Here is a 16,763-nt window from a genome sequence, read left to right as displayed (position 1 = left end):
TCCGTATTACAAATTCGGCAGTTTAATTGTAAACATCGTTCCTTCATCCGGTGCACTTTCCACCTGGATTTCTCCCTTGTGCAGCTCAATGATTTGCTTAACGATCGACAATCCGAGCCCGGTTCCTTCTTTCGTGCGTGAAGCATCCGCCCGGTAAAAACGGTTAAACAGCTGTGCCTGCTCCGCTTTCGAGATGCCGATCCCTGTATCCTGCACAATGACCTCCATACCGTGTTCCTTTCGCTCCAGAGCAATGCGAATCTCGCCTTTTGGACGATTATATTTAATGGCATTGGTTATCAAATTATCCCACACATTTTCAAATAGGGCTTCATCCCCCCGGTACATGGTCGGCTCCATGGTCAGGTGCAAGTGAATATGCTCCTCTTCAAGCCACCATCGATATTTATTAATGCATGCTTTTAGCTGTTCATCCAGCCGGTACTCCTTAAATTTCACCGGACGGGAAGACTGGTCGAGAGAGGTCAGAAGCAGCAGCTGGCGCGTCAGCCTCGACAACCGGCTTGTTTCCGATTGAATGATGGCTGCATAGTTTTGGCGATCGGCATCGGAAAGGTGATCCGCTTTCAGCAGGCCGGCATACCCTTGGATATTCAATAAGGGAGATTGAAAGTCATGTGAAACGTTGCTAATAAATTCCTTGCGGATCTTATCATTTTCCTGAAGCTGTTCCATCATCGTCGTAAAGCTTGCCGCCAGTTGGCCGATCTCATCCTTCCGGTCAATATTCAGTTCCACATCGTAATTTTCACTGGCAATCCGCTTGGTGGCTCCCGTTAACTGGGTGATCGGCACGATCAGCATCTTTGCCACGAAAAGCATAGCGAGCAAGCTGAAAAGCGCTGTTGCTATCACCATGCCGCCCATCATGGTATGAATCTCACTGAATAACAATTTAATATCGGGGCGCATAAACAAAGCGTATTGCTTGCTGCCATACTTGAATGGAACACCAATTGTATTCGACATCTCATTGGCGAAGAAGCCCGTTACGAATGTTTCACGCGGAAAATCCCGCATGCCGTGGTACACTTCCCCCTGCAACACGTTATCTATGGCTGATTTCTCCAGATTTTTCGCACGGTATTTGCCGCCATAAAAAGCGGACTTGCCATTTTCATCGACAATATATAATTGGTAGCCGATCCCTCCAATTGTTGTTAAATATTCATGCAGATCCAGCGGCGGCGTTTGTTCAATATGATTCGTGATCGTCTTGGCAATTTCCACATTCTTTTGATCATTGCGCTCTTTCATGACGCGGTGATAATACGTATTTGTCAGCAAAAAGCCGAACAAGGTGCTGAACAGCATGATTAAAGCTGTCATCAGCACAAATTTCCCGTACAGAGACTTCATGAAGCACGCACCTCTAATTTATAACCGATTCCGCGGACAGTGACGATTTCAACATCCTTGGCAATTTGCGCAAGCCGCTCGCGAATCCGTTTAATATGGGTGTTTAATGTTTGCTCATCCCCCTCATAATCATACCCCCAGACGCTCTCCATAATAGCGGCGCGCTGAAACACTTGATTAGGCCGGGAAGCAAGCAGAGCAAGCACTTCAAATTCCTTTAACGGCATAATTAATGTATTCGAGCCTGCTGTCACCTCGAAGCTTTTGCGGTTAATTGTCACGGAGCCTATCTGCAAAATGGAATCCGCCGGCTTATCATAGCGCCTTAAAATGGCGGCGATGCGAAAGAGCAGCTCTTTCGGCTCAAAGGGCTTCACCATATAATCATCCGAACCGGCCAGAAAGCCCTGCTCCTTATCCTCCAGCTCTCCCTTTGCCGTCAGCAGCAAGACAGGAATGTCTTGATTTTCCCGTATCTTCTTCGTTAACTCAAAGCCGTCCATCCCAGGCATCATCACATCGACAATCGCTAAGTCGGGAAATTCCGTTTGCAAAACACCCAGCGCTTGTATTCCGTTGCTGGCCTTCATCACGTGATAACCTGCATAAGTTAAATGAATGCTTACGAGCTCCAATATATGTTTATCATCATCTACCACTAAGATTTTCCTCATATCCAGCCGCCTCATTTCTTCACTATTTTCTTTCATTGTAGCGAAAAAGCGGACGAATTCAAAAAAGAGAAGCCGCAAAAAAAAGCCGGACAATAAGTCCTGGCTTTCTTTACGCTTTTTTGATTTCCTTGTTGATCTCCACCCGCTCATTCCCCATGAACAAAATGGTTATGGCAGACAAAGCAATAGGAATGAGAGCTAGCATGAAAATGAACGCAATGGAATCCGACATGGCCAAAACAATTTTATCCAAAATAAATTCCGGAATATTGGCACGCTGACCGGCTTCAAACAGCTGCTGCGGGTCCTTCATTTCAAAGCCCGGACCGCCAGCCTGGGCGCCTCCGCCCATTCCCTTAAATGCGTCGGCCAATTTGTCCGTAAACACATTTTGCTGGATAATTCCAAAGATCGTTACTCCAAGCGTCATGCCTAATGAACGCAAAAAAGAATTGGTTGAATTGGCTGACCCCCGGTAACGCGGGTCCAAATTGTGAATGGATGCCGTCGGCAGCAAGGAAAAAGAGAAGCCCATGCCGAAGCCGGCGATGATCATGTAAATCGTCAATGTCCAGCGCGCCGTGTCGGGAGTCATATTTCCAAGCAAGAACATGCCGATGAAATAAGAAATAACAGAAATGACCATTAAATTCCGATAGCTCGTTTTCGTTTGAAAAATCCCGCCCATCGCACTGCCGGCAACAGAACCAAGCATCATCGGCGTTAAAATCAAGCCTGCATTCTTTGCCGAGCCTCCGTAAACCGCCTGCACAAAAATCGGGATAAATACAGCTAGAATAATGAATGTGCCGCCATATAAGAAGGCAAGAATCTGCGACGTAGCAAACAGCCGCCGTTTAAACATCCAAAATGAAATAATCGGCTCCTGCGCCTTTGTTTCTGCCCATAAAAAGCTAATAAAAAAGACTAAAAACCCGGCAAATAAACCGAGAATCTGCATGGAGCTCCATGAATACTCCTTGCCTCCCAGCTCAAGAGCAAACATGAGGCAGACTACAGCGGCTACAAGCGTAATCGCTCCAGCCCAGTCAATGCGCTGCTTTTGGTGCTGAGTAGACTCGTGATAATATTTAATAATGAAAAAGACGGAAACCAGCCCAATCGGCACATTAATGTAGAAAACCCAATGCCAGCTGAACCAATCGGTAATATATGCACCTAACAGCGGTCCCAGCACACTGGACGTCCCAAACACGGCGCCGAGCAATCCGGTCATTTTCCCGCGTTTCTCGGGCGGGAAAATATCGAACACAATCGTGAACGCAATCGGCATCAACGCTCCCCCGCCAACTCCCTGAATAGCACGGTAAATAATCAGCTGCTCCATACTCTGGGCGATGCCGCATAGAGCGGAGCCGATCAAAAAGATCGCTAATCCAAAAATAAAAAAGCGCTTCCGGCCGTACATATCAGACAGCTTCCCGAAAATAGGCATTCCGGCCATAACAGTAACCATATAAGCTGATGTTACCCAGACAAATTTTTCGAATCCGCCCAAATCAGCTACAATCGTGCCCATAGCAGTCGCCACAATTGTATTATCCATCGCTGCCATCAAAATGCCGAGAAGAAGGCCTGCCACGACAAACTTTAAGTTGCTGTCTTCATTAACCATCCTGCACCTCCAAACATGGTTTTGAATGATATTGTACCACTAAAAGAATGGCCGGAAATACTATTTTTTATCTTCTTTTATCGTTCTTAACAGGGACTGATACCCGCATCCCGGCAGCAAGGAAAAAACGGCTGGCCCATTGGCGAATGGTCAGCCGTTTTTCTGTTCATGCTTTCAGTGATTCTGTTTTAAACCGGACGGACAGTAATTTCGTTGACATTGACGTAATCCGGCTGGGCAGCTGCATAGGCGACTGCTTTAGCAATATCAGCGGCTTCCAGCTTTTTGCGGTCATTGCTCCGGCCGCTGGCACTGCTTAAAGGTGTGTCGACCATGCCGGGAGAAATATTCGTTACACGAACGCCAGTCCGGGCCAGCTCTTTTTCCAGCCCTGCGGAAATGGCGCGGACAGCATATTTAGTGGCACTGTAGACGGTGCTCATCTTTGTTACTTCGAGCCCCGAGACGGAAGCAATGTTAATGATATGGCCGCTCGACCGCTCAAGCATGGACGGCAGCACCGCATGAATGCCATACAGCACCCCTTTAATATTCACATCAATCATTTGCTCCCATTCCTCCACTTTCCCTGAACGAACGGTCGCTGAAAGCATTTGGCCGGCATTGTTCACAAAGATATCCACATGTTCAAAGGCAGCTTTTGCTTTTTGGACCAGCTGCTCCACGTCCGCCTTATTTGTCATGTCTGTTTGAACAGCAAGGGCCTTGGCTGTTCCCATTTGATTTATTTCACTTGCCAACTCTTCCAGCTGTTCTGCACGGCGGGCCGCCAAAACGACGTTGACCCCTTCACCTGCCAGTTCTTTAGCAATGGCCAGGCCGATTCCGCTGCTCGCTCCTGTGATAATAGCTGTCTTTCCTTGTAATCCATTCATCTCCAATGCCTCCTTTGCAGCTTTATGACTAGTATCTCTGACGGTAGATAACGAGCTTGCTCCTGTTTTTCAGCTTTAATTGGTCAGGAGCAGCTAACTCATCCATCGTTAGCTCCTTCACCTCTGCCGCCTCTAGTTCCTCTTCCCCTGCCCACGCTGTGTAAAACTCCAGTATAAAGCTTTTGTCCAGCGCCGCTTTTAAATAATGGAATAACGTTTGCAGACACTTTCTATCAAGTTCATTGATGTGGTCCTTATTCACTCCAAAATCGCCCAAATGCGCCATAACCTCATATTGATAAGGGTAAGACAAATTCGGAACGGTGCCGTCCTGGAGCTTTTCAATAGTGATGGATGCTTCATCAACAGCTGTCTCAAACGTATAGTTTCCTTTGTTGGACAGCTTCTTCACCTCGCCGAACGTACCTGTATCTAAAGGCTGTTTGGCAGATAGATAGTAGAATTGCGTCATTTTTTTCACCCATTCCTTAGCTATTAATCAACAATCAGGCTCGATCAAAGCCGCGTCGTTCGTCCCAGCACATGGACACTTATCCAATCAACATTAACGACTAACAGAGCCAAAAAGCTAAAACTGCCAATTCCTCCTTACAGTCCAAACTCTTCTTCCGCTCCTCTAAGCAAATCTAAGAGTTTATATATATATTCCGATTCTCCCTGTACTGTATAATTTGCCAGGCGGTCTTTTTTTCCTTCCAAAATCACATTTATTCGATCGCCCTTTTGTATTTTGTAATACATTATAGCTCTCGCAAACTCTTTCTCATTTCTATATAGCTCCTTTTCCGGCTCCTCTATGCCGGCATCTTGTTCGACTTGGAGCCTTTGTAAAGCTTCCTTATCTTCTGTATACAAACAATATTGAATATCCTTAAAGCTGACGCATTCATCTCTTTTTAAATCTGACACTTCTTTTTTATTGAACTCCGCCATGCCAAATTCGTTTTTTAATATGCCGACAATTTCCGATAAACTATACTCTTTCCTTGTTTCTGATTTTTTGTATTTATTAAGCACATCTTCATAAGCGTTATCATCATCCTTCATAGAAAGAACCTCCCTTTTAAAAATATAAATGCCTCATTCATAAGAAAAAGTCACCACACTATATTTATAATACAATGTGATGACAACATTTTAATGGCTGCCCCCTATAAAGATTGCCATCATGCTTTAATAAAAGGAGTGCCCGCCTGCTCTATTGTAGGTGTGGTAATGGTAATAATATTTTCCGCTTTTCACTTTTCCGTTTTTATCTTTATTATGAATTTCCGGACCGATCGGAATTCTGTTTCCTCCTGCTCCTTGAGCAACCTTTCTTGCTAAGCTCTTAGAGATTGACCACACGTCACCCTTCTTTAATTTAGACTTGGCTTGCTTATAAGTTAAAGAAGGACCGATATACATCCCTGTCTTTGCTTTATTCAGAGTAGCTGCATAATGCTCATACCGCTTCTCTTTTCTTAATTTAGAAGCAATTTCAGTAGCAGCCACATAAGTGACGCCCGCTACAACAATCGCCAATGACGCCGCCAACAGGTGGGCAACAAGGGCTTCTCCTATGACGATCCCGATAGGAATGACAAAAGCAAAATTTGATTTTGCTTTTGTATTGTCTACCTCATATTTCTTCCCTGTCGCTTTATCAGTAAACGTAGCTACTAATAAGTCGCCATCCGCTTCATGGATATCTACCTGATAAACTTCCGGCTGGCTCTTCTCTGTACTTTCTACTTCAAGAACCACATCCTTCGTATCCTCATTCATCGTAGCCACCACATCATACTCTACATTCTTGTGCTGCTTTTGAGCTTTGAATTGAGTCTTTTTTGCGTCTTTATGAAACTTAGGACTTTTAAAACCTCGCTGCTTCAATTTCTGAACTTGCATGTCCCCATTGGCTGCTGCATGAGTCGTGTCTACAGAAGAGCAAAATACACTAAAGAATGTGAAGACAAGAATTAAAAATAAACTGCCTGCTTTTTTCACTGTTTCCTCCCCCAATCAATATTTTATAAACCCCATCCCATAAGACTTTTCATCTCCGAGCGGGATCGCCTTGCGCTTTAATAAAGAGAACGTTTCATCGACCCTTGACTCGCCGTTCATCAACCTTAAACTGGATTTATTCTCCGACATAATTAAGGACACCATTCCGGTTGTGTAGGCTGCTGCCATAGAGGTTCCCGAAAACACCTTATAGCCGCCTCCAGGAACAGTGGTCAAAATGGACTCCCCCGGTGCTGCTGCATCTATTTTTCCATACCCGGCATAAGCCTCATCCGCAGCGTAATCATGTGTGACCGCATTGACAGAGAGGACCTTCGGATACTGAGCAGGATAGTCAGTCCCCGTCATATAATTATTGCCCGCAGCGGCCACGATGACTATGCCCGCATCGATCGCTTGATTTACGGCTCTTTCTAATTCTTCACTATTGCGGGATAGTCCCAGGCTAATATTCATAAGATCAACCTTTTCTTTCACGCACCATTCAATCCCTTTTACTAGTGAAGCAACTTCACTCACCCCCTTGTCGTTTGATACTTTTACTGAATAAATATCCGCTAACGGATTCATTCCTTTAATCCCTGCATCATTGTGGCTGGCCGCTATCACTCCGGCGACAGCTGTTCCATGGCCAAATTCGTCTCTTACGCCGGCACCGTCATCCAGCGCATTGTATTCCTTCTTAACTCGGCCGGCTAAATCAGGATGCGCTCCGTCAATCCCGCTATCTAAAATAGCAATTTTCAAACTGTAATCTATGTCTTTTTTTAATGTAAAACCGTCCATTAACGCTCTATAAGCCCAACTTGAGTACTCGCGTTTAGAGACATCGATATCTTCCGCATCTGTCTCGGAAATCACAACCAATTCTTTGGAACCGGCACTCTCTGTGCGATCTTTCGAGATGAAATAATAGGCTGCTGCCAAAGTAAGCGTAAAAGCTGCTAAAACGATTGCCCTCTTTATATCAATCTCTCCATTCAGTCCGTTGAATTTGGTCATCGGCAAATAGATCTATACACGCTAAACGTTCATGCCTCAAAACCCAAATAAAGATAGCACATGAATTTATTTCCTTTCAAGATAAAATAAGTAAAATAATACATTTTCCTTACAGATACTGCTTCATAGATTTATCTATTAGATCATTCGTCCAGCTTGCATAAGCTACTTCCCTCCTAGAAGCTGAATAGCTATTTAGCAGCTGCCCCCGAAGATAAAGGGAGAGCAAGGAAGTTGGCGTTAGATATACGTTGAAAATACTCTTTCATAAAGGGCGGCATGGGCATACGCAGAATGGCTGCTGCCGTCACTTCCTCACATAATGGCATTTATTATGGTTAGTTCCCCGGAGCTGAGTGGCTGAAAAGAAAAAAAGATCCTCAGGCACTAGCGAGGATCTCAAATTCTATACTATATTTATAAGCTGAACTGCTGCCGGCAACAGCGGCACGTTTAACCTGTATCACCTGGCTTTCACAAAGATGGAATACTCCCTTGGATCTTCAAACCCTAGTTTATTCCCCAGTTTAATGGAAGCTGAATGATGAATATTACATTCCCAGCGCGGGATCATCTGATGGTCGATACAATGATCGATAAATGCCTGGGCGGCCGGTAAGGCTAAGCCCTTTCCCCTCCATTCACTGGCTGTCGCAATATCGATTTCAGCCCATTGATTGGCCTTAAAGATCGAGGTGCACTCGCTCACAATGCGGCCGTTATGAAGCAGGCAATAACCGAAGCCTTTCTCAAGAAAATTTGCAGCTGACCCCCAATATTGATCGTAATAGTTCTCGTTAAAATTCACAGACTGGCGGATAAGGGGTTCATTTATCTTTTGCTTCACAAATTTCTCGGGAAATATCCGGCTCATCTGCAAGTATGTGTCCTGATTGAACGTAAAGGAATACCTGCTGACCTTGATTACTTCCTTGTTAAATACGGCTGCTATTGCCTGATCCCATCGGACAGAAGGGGAGAATAAAGTAAATCTGTCCCCCCGTCTGATCCGGTCGCGGTACAGGCTTAACAGGGCTTGGTTAAAAGCCCGGCGAGCCGGATTGCCCATGACAAAAAATAAGCCCGACTGTGTCCCGATGAGAAAAGCTTGCTGGCTATCCTCATCGGTGTATACGGTTCCGGGAATGGTTTGATTGAGCACACCATGAACAAAAAGCGGTACATAGCAGGGCATCGGTTCCATCTTTGCATACTGGGACACCTCTAAAGAAATCATCGTCTGTATTCCCTTCGATTGATTATATGATGAACTTGATCTTTTCACGAAATGCGTTTTTTCTTCCGGTATTACGAAGGCTGATCAAGCCGTGTATGAAAATCAGCTGCCGCTTCCCTCCACAATAGCTTTTGGAAAACAATAGCCAGAATCCCGATAGCGGTACACAAAGCGCCTACGCTTACAAATACTGGGCCGGCCCCGAGCATCTGAACGAGCAGGCCTCCGATAGGCGGAGCCACGACTACACATAGGCTTGCAATCGAATTGCTGATGCCGGAGACGCGGCTCACCGTGTCAGGGGATGTATGCTTCTGGATAATGTATGGAAAACCAATCGAGTACAAGGCAACACCGATCCCAAGAATCGTTCCGTATACGAGCAGCAGCGGGACCGAGAAGCCGCTTCGCAAAAGCCCGACCCCTCCAAAGCCTGCACCGATGCACACGAGGCTTCCGCCCAACAGCCAGCCGTATCCCCGCAACCTTTCAAATCGATTTAAAAACATCATCATGACAACTGCACCGAAGCCGGAAGCTGCGAAAAGCCAGCCCATGATTTCAGGCCGGTCGGGAGCAGTTTCCCGCAGCCAAGTGGTATATTGCACATCAATCATTTGAATAAAAAGAATCCCTACAGAGGAAGTAAGAAAGCTGATCCAAAGAATACGGCTTTGGGCAATAACGGCCCAGCCCTGTCTCCAAGATTGCCAAAATGTCAGTTTCTGTTCGCCTGGCACTGGCTCCTCCGGAAGGGAACGGGACGATTCAAGCCGCTTTTGCTTTAACATATTCAGCAAAATCAAGGCAGACAGCGAAAAAGCAGCCGCATTCATTAGAATACATACTTGCGGGGAGGCTGCGCTTACGATCAGCCCGCCGAGCAAAGGGGCGATAATCTTTGACAGCTGCATGACCATTCCATTCAAAGAAACAGCTTTTAATAAATGTTCTTCTGCCACCACCTGCTTAATCAAGCCTTGCTGGGCCGGGAAATGAACAACATTGGCAACAGAACGCATAGCGATAATAAAGAGCGCCCATCTGGGGTGAAGCGCCGCCAGCAGAAGAAGCGTCAACAGAGCTGTCAGCAAATCAGAGACCATCATAAGCTTCACTTTATCCACTTTATCTGCCAAAACACCGGTAAATTGACTGAGCAGAGCTTGCGGCAGGGCAATAGCCACCGGAATCAAGGCGATCAGCATTGGCTCTGCCTTCCAGACGTAACCAAATAAAATCATAAGCGCCATCATGTCAAAATAATTGCCCATGATCGACACGGAGTATGCCGCAAACATCCTCACAAACATGCCATTTTTCCAGATAGAAGGGCTGGCTTCCTTTAGGCCAGACATGGCTCTCATCCTTTCTCATATGAACAAAGGAGGCTGAATCACCTCCTCTTTTATCCACATGATAAAGAACCAATGTCAGAGGAGCATCAAATCTCCTTCTTCATTTTCATTTCCGCCATTGGCCGATTTCACTCTCAAGCTAAATATTGATCCAAAATTGCCCGCACTTGTGAAAGAAGTTCAGCAGGATGATATTCCTGTTCAAGCTGTTCCCGTCTCTCCTTTAACTTTTCGTACACTATAGTATTCGAGAAATCAGGCGCCAATAAGAGCATTGCCATGTCCAGCGCCGGAAATAGGTGAGACTTGAAGTGTGTGCGTTTCACAATGTCAAAGCCCCGCTCAATCTCCGCTATTCCCTGCTCCGCCTCGTGATTGCGGACCTGACAGGCGCCTTTGATTATTGTAAAAATCCCCAGCTCGCGCTGATAAGGCTTTTCCAGGTAAAATCTCTCCATTTGCGCGCAAATCTCCGCAAACTCATCGAAACGCTCCCGACCAATGGCGATCAGCAGCCTTATATTTTGTAAAAAAGGATAGAAACCATGGTCAGGCTTTGTAATTTCCGGAGTGCGCTGGTTGATAAAATCATCCACATATTGAGTGGCCTTCTCAAATTCACGGTTCGCTGTGTACGCCAGCAGCAGGCCAATCGTTTCCGCTTCATATCGATGGTGCTTCGGGAAAACATCCCGCTTAATGCCGTGCTGGATATACACGATTGACCGGGTGTAATCCTTGGAAAGTGTTTGAAAAATATGAATTAAAAAGAAAAGTTTATCTGTCATAGGGTACTTGTTTTCGCGGATAAACCACCAAAAATCACCCTTCATATAAGCCAGGATAATCTCATATGCAGCCGGAATCTCAAACCCTATGTTCTTTTCGCTGATAAAAGCAGCAATAGAGTCTCCCTGGCCGTAAAGATGATATTTTTTAAGGACGCTTTCCAGCAATTGCCGAAACTCCTGATCTTTCATTACCGGCAAAACCTTGTGATGCGGCTTTTCACAAACCAGTTGATAGCCGAACCCTTTAATCGTCTCAATCGTCAGCTCCCCATCCCACCGTTTGAGCTTCTTTCTTAACCGGTAAATATGATCATCGACCGTTCGTTCGGAGGGCGCTTCAAGAGGCCAGACAGCGTTTAAAAGCTGTTCCCGGGAAAAAGCCTGGTTGGCATGTTCATATAAGTACTGCAGCAAATAGTATTCCTTCCTTAATAAAGAAATCTGCTCACTGCCGAGTTTGACCGTATAATCTGTCAGCATAAACTGCAGTTGAGTCATGATCTTGTCCTCCCCTCTCCTTTTTAAAGACTGGTCGATGATTCCTGCCTTTGATGAGAAGGATGACAAAAGCATTCGATCGTATGGTCATTAATCATTCCTACCGCCTGCATGTAAGAATAACAGATCGTACTGCCCACGAACGAAAAGCCGGCTTTTTTTAATTGCTTGCTCATCTGATCGCTAAGCGCATTGAAAGCAGGGACTTCTTTTTCTGATGTCCATTGGTTAATGATCGGCTCATGATCCACGAATCCCCAAATATACTGAGCAAATGAGCCATATTGTTCCCGAATGTTCAAGAAGGCCTTGGCATTCGTCACCACACTTTTGATTTTCAGTTTATTCCGGACAATTCCCTTATCTTCTATAAGAAGCTGCAATTTCTCGTCCGTATACTTCACAATCTTCTCTGCTTCAAAGTGATCAAAAGCCTTTCGATAATTTTCCCTTTTTTGCAAAATCGTCCACCAGCTAAGTCCTGCCTGCGCCCCTTCTAAACAGAGCATTTCAAACAGCTTGCGGTCACCATAAACCGGCACACCCCACTCCCGGTCATGGTAGTCGATGTAAAGCGGCTCCTTCGTCACCCATGCACATCTTTTACTCATTTCCCCTCTGCCTCCTGCCAATAAAAAGTATATTTTTCCTTTTCTATCATGATTATACAATGATTCACCGTTTCTATCAGACTGCAATCATGTGGAGAACAACTAATCGATGAAGCCTCATGACCATTGCACCTCCTCTTTTGATTTTACCAATGATTGGGTAGTCATTCATCCCTCAAATGAAGCAATGGCTGCCTCATAAAAAAAAGCGGGTACTCAACTGCAGAGCACCCGCTTTTTTGTAATAGATCCATATTGATTTTCTTCACACCGCACTGCCAATGTTCCTGCAAAGCCAGAAAACTATTAAGCTTGCATAGCTGCTATCATTTCTCCCGTCACCTTATCCATCTCACTCACTAAACGGAAACCTCCATCTACAACAATAGAAATACCTGTAAGAAAGCGGCTATCCGGTGAAGCAAGAAAAGCGGCTGCCATGGCTACATCCTCCGCTGAACCGATGCTTCTAACTGGCGTAGAACGAGCCAGCCGCTCTTCTGCCGCCTGCAACACCCCTCCTGTTAATGCCGAGCGAATAATGCCCGGCTTCAAGACATTCACAGTAATTCCATAGGGAGCCAAATCTTTAGCACTGCTCTCGGTTAAACCAACCAGTGCGTATTTAGCCGTAGCATAATGAACAAATCCTCGAAGAGCTGTTTCTGAGGCCAGTGACGACATATTAATAATTCGGCCGTATCCTTGCTTCTTCATGTAACGGGCTGCTTCTCTGAGACAATAAAACGAGCCGTTCACATGAATATCCAGCAAAACTTTCCACTCATCATCGCTCATTTGATCAACAGGAACTAGATTCCCCGAAATACCTGCATTATTGACGAGAATGTCCATCCGCCCGGTTTCCGTATAGATTTGCCGGATAGCAGCGGCCACTTCTTGGGCAGACCGGACATCCAGCCGCAGAAAGCTTGCCTTTCCACTAGATTCAACGATTTCCTGGACTGCCTGGTTTCCTGCTTCTTCATCAATATCCGTGATCCATACATAAGCACCTTCACTTGCAAGTTTTTTAGCTATTGCTTTGCCGATTCCGTTGGCTGATCCAGTTACAAGTGCCGTTTGGCCAGTCATCTTTGCCATATTTATCTCTCCTTCGCTTAACATGGTAACGCTTTCATGTTATCCGGAGACGCTTACTCCAGCCTTACAGATTTATATTCTTGAAGATAAAATAATTGATTAAATTCCTCCTTCATGCTTAAGCCCAGTTCCTTTTCCATCAGCATAATGGCGTTATCAGCTGATTTGCGCGCTTTGCCAAGCTTACCGTTTTTAAGCAAGAGGCGTACATAATGCATTTGAAAGCTTTCCTCATAAGGCTCTAATGCGACCATGACTTCTAATATCTCAGCAGCCTCCTTTATTTTCCCCTCCTCTTGACATTGTGCAGCCCACTTCTCCAGCGCTTTTAAGTATTGCTTGCGAATCATGGCACGGCTTTCCTCCAGCCATTCTTCATACAGGTATTCATGTAACAGATCGCCCTTATAAAGGCGGCTAGCCTGAGCAAACACTTCTGGACTGTATGGATAAAGGAGCAGCTGCTTTAGTTCTTCAACATCTATCTTTACTTCTTCAAAGCGAAAATAATAATGAGAGCCGTCATAAGCAATGAACCTGGAATTCCTCCCTTTTTTCAGATCCGGTTCCAGTAGCTTGCGCAAGGTAGACAGCCCTACATAAAATTGATTGGAGGCGGCCTCCTCCGTTTCTTCAGGGAACAGCCGTCCGATTAATTCATCCCTTGACCATCTTCTTTTGCTGCCCGAGGCAAGAAGGAGCAGAAGCCTCAGACTGGATTTCCGTTTGATTTGAATAGGTTCCTCTCCCAGCCGGATGGACAATGGACCCAGCATTTGCAGACTGAGCAACGGCTTATTGTCTATCTTTTCTTTCTTTTGAAGCCATGTATAGGAGGATTCTCTTGCTATGCTATCTACTTCTTTCTGGAGGGCATAGGCTTCTTCCATATGACCCTGTTTAGATAAAATCAAAGTCAATTTCTTTTGAATAATACAAGAGTGATGACGAAATCCCTTAAAGAGCCGTGCAGCTTCCTCCATCAATCTCCTCGCTTCCCTTAAGTTGCCAAGCTCTTGATAACACAGAGCCACGGCTGCACTTGCCCACCCCCGATCCGGTCGAATTCCGAGGCCATCAGCTTGTTCCAGCGCCTTATGTGCCCATTGGAGAGCCTCCTCCAGTTCCCCCTTCGCACGAAAATAGCTGCTGATGGTACACAACGGATAAATAATCGAGGACTCATCACACTCCCTCGCTACATGAATGGACTGTTCAGCCAAACGGCGGGCTTTCTCCAAATGCCCCTTTTCTATCAGCAGTTCTGCTGCATTCCAAAGCGCATGCATCTGCACTTGCTTAAATCCGTGCGCCTCCGCCTTAGCCAGTGCCCGGCGGGAAAGAACAAATGCTTTTTCAGTGTCATTCATGAAACGATACATTTGTGCCAGTAAGCTTGTGTTCAGCGCTGCCATCGGCTCATCTTCATTTTTATAAGATAACTCCAGGCTTGCTTCATAAAGCTGAACCGCTTTTGTTAGTTCTCCCTGGTAAAAGTAGATCGTTGCTAGGCGATGGTACAAGTCCGCATAACCAGGTGAAACTTCATTTTTGTATCGATGGGCAATTAATTCAAGAGGTGCTATAAGCTGCTTTGCCAGTTCCACAGGTATGCAGCGAAACAATAATAAGCTCGTTCTGGATAGATGAAGGGAAGGAGAAAGCTGCTCAAGCCAACCATCAATTAATCGCAGAAATTCTTCCGGCTCATAGCGTTCAGCTATATCTTTCATAATCCCTGCCACCAGCCGGTCGTTACCGGCTGCTAAAGCTTGTAATATGGCCTCAAAAAACCGATAATTCGCCCGGCATAAAATGGCTAGTTCACCATGACGATGCTTAACCTTTTCTCCTCCCCATTCCCGTTCAGCCAATTGATAAAAAAGTCTTCTAAACAATTCATGTATCCGAAAACGACCTGGCTCATCCACTAATAAGAATGGTTGAATATGGCGGATATTTTCTATATAATCGCGAATCGGCCAATCAGGCTTATATAAGCTTAACAATCCTTCATCCAGCTCACGAAACAAGGAAGCATGCAGCAGAAATGTCTGTACATCAGCAGGCAAATCAGCCATTACTTCGCTTGCTACATACTGATGAACATCTTCATTTAAGTAAAATCTGTTTAAAAAATGTTTCAGCCCCGAATCTAAATTCGCCCCCGTTACTGCCTCATTAAATAACATCAGTCCAGCGGGCCAGCCTTCTAAAACCGTTAGCAAATGGCGAACTTCCTGGCTAGTTAAGTTAATTTTATACACTGTGTCCAGCAGTTGGCTTGTTTCTTCCAGTGTGAAAGCTAAATTTTTTTGGTCAATGGCAACGGCTAATCCCCTCACTTTCCAACGGCTGACCGGAAGTTTTTTGGGAATTTTACGGCCGGATAATACGAGTGTCACAGAGAAGGGGAGTTGTTCGACCCATGCGACCAAGCGGCTTGTTTCCGGTTCATCAAGCTTTAGGTTTTCAGATTGATCCACGACGATCCAAAACGGTTCTTTTCCGGTCACAGAAGGGAGAAGTCCAGCTAGTTGATCAAAGGTATAGACGGGCTGCGTGAGTGTCACCCATCCTCCGAGCATAGGATATTTATGGAAAAACGCGGTCAGTAACGACGTCTTCCCATACCCTGCTCCTGCTACTACTGTTGCTATTTTTTTATGCGGACGTGATAAAAGAAGGGAAAACAATTGTTTTCTATCCATTAAACTCTCAGTTTGCGGCATTCTCATAGATCGTATAGTCAATTATTACACCCCTGTCTGTTTAGAATTTTCTGATATTATATAGCAAAAAATTTCTTCTCTCAACTTCAGTAAGGTTGCAGTAAGGTAGGAGGCTTACAGTAAAGGTGTGATTTGCATGAAAAAATATCCATTCACTTTTAAGGAGGCAATTATGCATGGCTAAACAATCTAATCCAATCAAACATTTCTCACCTACTTTTTGGATGAAAAGCCCAGGGAATACGCCAAAGGGAGATCGACTTGATTTCATCAACCCTGACTGGATGCCATGGACAGACTGGTTAATGCCCGGAACGCAGTTTAAGCTATTATTTTGTGATCTTGTCTCCGGCAACTTTACCTTGCTTTTAAAAGTCGATCCCGGCACGAAAGCTTCTGTTCATTGGCACCTCCATAATACAGAAGCTTTCATTCTTGAAGGCAGTTTTTATTACGAGGAAGGTGAAGATAAAGGACACCCAGGCTATTATACATGCGAGGCAGCGGGTAATGTTCACGAACCTTTTACCTCTCCTGAAGGCTGCATAATGCTTGCTATTTCTCACGGTCCGATTGGCGGATATGACGATGACGGTCAACTGGCCGTGATGGCCGATGCCCGGCTTCATTATTACATGGCTAGAGAAAATAACGCGTTGAAGCACACAACCATTGTAGACTACACATTTGGAACCACAGAAATGCACGATAACTAACCGCTGCTAACTGCTGCCTGGATTTATTTCGACAGCGTTAAATACTAAAGCAAAAACCGGTGCTCAACTGCAGAGCATCGGCTTTTTTGTAATAGAT

General features: G+C 45.2%; 15 protein-coding genes. 1 reads left to right on the top strand and 14 read right to left on the bottom strand.

Annotated features, from left to right (window positions below; translation table 11 throughout):
* Nucleotides 1-6: 6 nt before the first annotated feature.
* The 14 genes from B1A98_RS10820 to B1A98_RS10755 form a co-directional block, all read right to left on the bottom strand.
* Complete coding sequence (locus B1A98_RS10820; protein ID WP_063385924.1) at nucleotides 7-1,380, bottom strand: HAMP domain-containing sensor histidine kinase; 1,374 nt, start codon at nucleotides 1,378-1,380, stop codon at nucleotides 7-9.
* Nucleotides 1,377-2,054 carry a response regulator transcription factor gene (locus B1A98_RS10815; RefSeq protein WP_063386018.1) on the bottom strand — a complete coding sequence of 226 codons (678 nt, stop codon included), beginning with the start codon at nucleotides 2,052-2,054 and terminating at the stop codon, nucleotides 1,377-1,379. The genes B1A98_RS10820 and B1A98_RS10815 overlap by 4 nt, the downstream gene beginning before the upstream one ends.
* Before the next feature lie 109 nt (nucleotides 2,055-2,163).
* A complete protein-coding gene (locus B1A98_RS10810; protein ID WP_063385923.1) occupies nucleotides 2,164-3,690 on the bottom strand; it encodes an MDR family MFS transporter in 1,527 nt (508 codons plus the stop codon).
* Between the two features lie 188 nt (nucleotides 3,691-3,878).
* Entirely contained in the window at nucleotides 3,879-4,586 is a 708-nt protein-coding gene (locus tag B1A98_RS10805; RefSeq protein WP_063385922.1) for an SDR family oxidoreductase, read from the bottom strand.
* 28 nt (nucleotides 4,587-4,614) lie between these two features.
* The gene (locus tag B1A98_RS10800; protein ID WP_063385921.1) at nucleotides 4,615-5,058 is read right to left on the bottom strand and encodes a hypothetical protein; all 444 of its coding nucleotides are present in this window, start codon (nucleotides 5,056-5,058) and stop codon (nucleotides 4,615-4,617) included.
* Nucleotides 5,059-5,195: 137 nt separating this feature from the next.
* On the bottom strand, nucleotides 5,196-5,654 hold the full coding sequence (locus B1A98_RS10795) for a hypothetical protein (protein ID WP_063385920.1): 459 nt from the start codon (nucleotides 5,652-5,654) through the stop codon (nucleotides 5,196-5,198).
* A gap of 126 nt (nucleotides 5,655-5,780) precedes the next feature.
* Complete coding sequence (locus tag B1A98_RS10790) at nucleotides 5,781-6,596, bottom strand: SAR2788 family putative toxin (protein WP_063385919.1); 816 nt, start codon at nucleotides 6,594-6,596, stop codon at nucleotides 5,781-5,783.
* Between the two features lie 15 nt (nucleotides 6,597-6,611).
* Entirely contained in the window at nucleotides 6,612-7,619 is a 1,008-nt protein-coding gene (locus B1A98_RS10785) for a S8 family serine peptidase (protein ID WP_082821836.1), read from the bottom strand.
* Nucleotides 7,620-8,082: 463 nt separating this feature from the next.
* Nucleotides 8,083-8,856, bottom strand: coding sequence for a GNAT family N-acetyltransferase (locus B1A98_RS10780; RefSeq protein WP_063385918.1), 774 nt, complete (start codon nucleotides 8,854-8,856; stop codon nucleotides 8,083-8,085).
* 71 nt (nucleotides 8,857-8,927) lie between these two features.
* The gene (locus tag B1A98_RS10775; protein ID WP_063386016.1) at nucleotides 8,928-10,214 is read right to left on the bottom strand and encodes an MFS transporter; all 1,287 of its coding nucleotides are present in this window, start codon (nucleotides 10,212-10,214) and stop codon (nucleotides 8,928-8,930) included.
* A 134-nt stretch (nucleotides 10,215-10,348) separates the two neighbouring features.
* A complete protein-coding gene (locus B1A98_RS10770) occupies nucleotides 10,349-11,503 on the bottom strand; it encodes a winged helix-turn-helix domain-containing protein (RefSeq protein WP_063385917.1) in 1,155 nt (384 codons plus the stop codon).
* Nucleotides 11,504-11,526: 23 nt separating this feature from the next.
* Nucleotides 11,527-12,114, bottom strand: coding sequence for a DNA-3-methyladenine glycosylase I (locus B1A98_RS10765; protein ID WP_063385916.1), 588 nt, complete (start codon nucleotides 12,112-12,114; stop codon nucleotides 11,527-11,529).
* Nucleotides 12,115-12,420: 306 nt separating this feature from the next.
* Entirely contained in the window at nucleotides 12,421-13,218 is a 798-nt protein-coding gene (locus B1A98_RS10760; protein WP_158286030.1) for an SDR family NAD(P)-dependent oxidoreductase, read from the bottom strand.
* A 53-nt stretch (nucleotides 13,219-13,271) separates the two neighbouring features.
* Nucleotides 13,272-15,971, bottom strand: a complete 2,700-nt coding sequence (locus B1A98_RS10755) for an AfsR/SARP family transcriptional regulator (RefSeq protein WP_125474394.1) — start codon at nucleotides 15,969-15,971, stop codon at nucleotides 13,272-13,274.
* A gap of 155 nt (nucleotides 15,972-16,126) precedes the next feature.
* Here B1A98_RS10755 and B1A98_RS10750 point away from each other — a divergent pair, with 155 nt between their 5' ends.
* The gene (locus B1A98_RS10750) at nucleotides 16,127-16,666 is read left to right on the top strand and encodes a 2,4'-dihydroxyacetophenone dioxygenase family protein (protein ID WP_063385914.1); all 540 of its coding nucleotides are present in this window, start codon (nucleotides 16,127-16,129) and stop codon (nucleotides 16,664-16,666) included.
* Nucleotides 16,667-16,763 lie beyond the last annotated feature (97 nt).

The sequence above is a fragment of the Pseudobacillus badius genome, assembly GCF_002189605.1.
In the GTDB taxonomy this organism is placed as follows: Bacteria; Bacillota; Bacilli; order Bacillales; family Domibacillaceae; genus Pseudobacillus; species Pseudobacillus badius.
This window is presented reverse-complemented; position numbering and strand designations above follow the sequence as displayed.

Coding starts and splice junctions, on each gene's coding strand:
- B1A98_RS10805 (WP_063385922.1), bottom strand. CDS start 4,586: ATGAATGGATTACAAGGAAAGACAGCTATTATCACAGGAGCGAGCAGC.
- B1A98_RS10785 (WP_082821836.1), bottom strand. CDS start 7,619: ATGACCAAATTCAACGGACTGAATGGAGAGATTGATATAAAGAGGGCA.
- B1A98_RS10760 (WP_158286030.1), bottom strand. CDS start 13,218: ATGGCAAAGATGACTGGCCAAACGGCACTTGTAACTGGATCAGCCAAC.
- B1A98_RS10765 (WP_063385916.1), bottom strand. CDS start 12,114: ATGAGTAAAAGATGTGCATGGGTGACGAAGGAGCCGCTTTACATCGAC.
- B1A98_RS10795 (WP_063385920.1), bottom strand. CDS start 5,654: ATGAAGGATGATGATAACGCTTATGAAGATGTGCTTAATAAATACAAA.
- B1A98_RS10775 (WP_063386016.1), bottom strand. CDS start 10,214: ATGTCTGGCCTAAAGGAAGCCAGCCCTTCTATCTGGAAAAATGGCATG.
- B1A98_RS10810 (WP_063385923.1), bottom strand. CDS start 3,690: ATGGTTAATGAAGACAGCAACTTAAAGTTTGTCGTGGCAGGCCTTCTT.
- B1A98_RS10820 (WP_063385924.1), bottom strand. CDS start 1,380: ATGAAGTCTCTGTACGGGAAATTTGTGCTGATGACAGCTTTAATCATG.
- B1A98_RS10780 (WP_063385918.1), bottom strand. CDS start 8,856: ATGATTTCTTTAGAGGTGTCCCAGTATGCAAAGATGGAACCGATGCCC.
- B1A98_RS10815 (WP_063386018.1), bottom strand. CDS start 2,054: ATGAGGAAAATCTTAGTGGTAGATGATGATAAACATATATTGGAGCTC.
- B1A98_RS10800 (WP_063385921.1), bottom strand. CDS start 5,058: ATGACGCAATTCTACTATCTATCTGCCAAACAGCCTTTAGATACAGGT.
- B1A98_RS10750 (WP_063385914.1), top strand. CDS start 16,127: ATGGCTAAACAATCTAATCCAATCAAACATTTCTCACCTACTTTTTGG.
- B1A98_RS10770 (WP_063385917.1), bottom strand. CDS start 11,503: ATGACTCAACTGCAGTTTATGCTGACAGATTATACGGTCAAACTCGGC.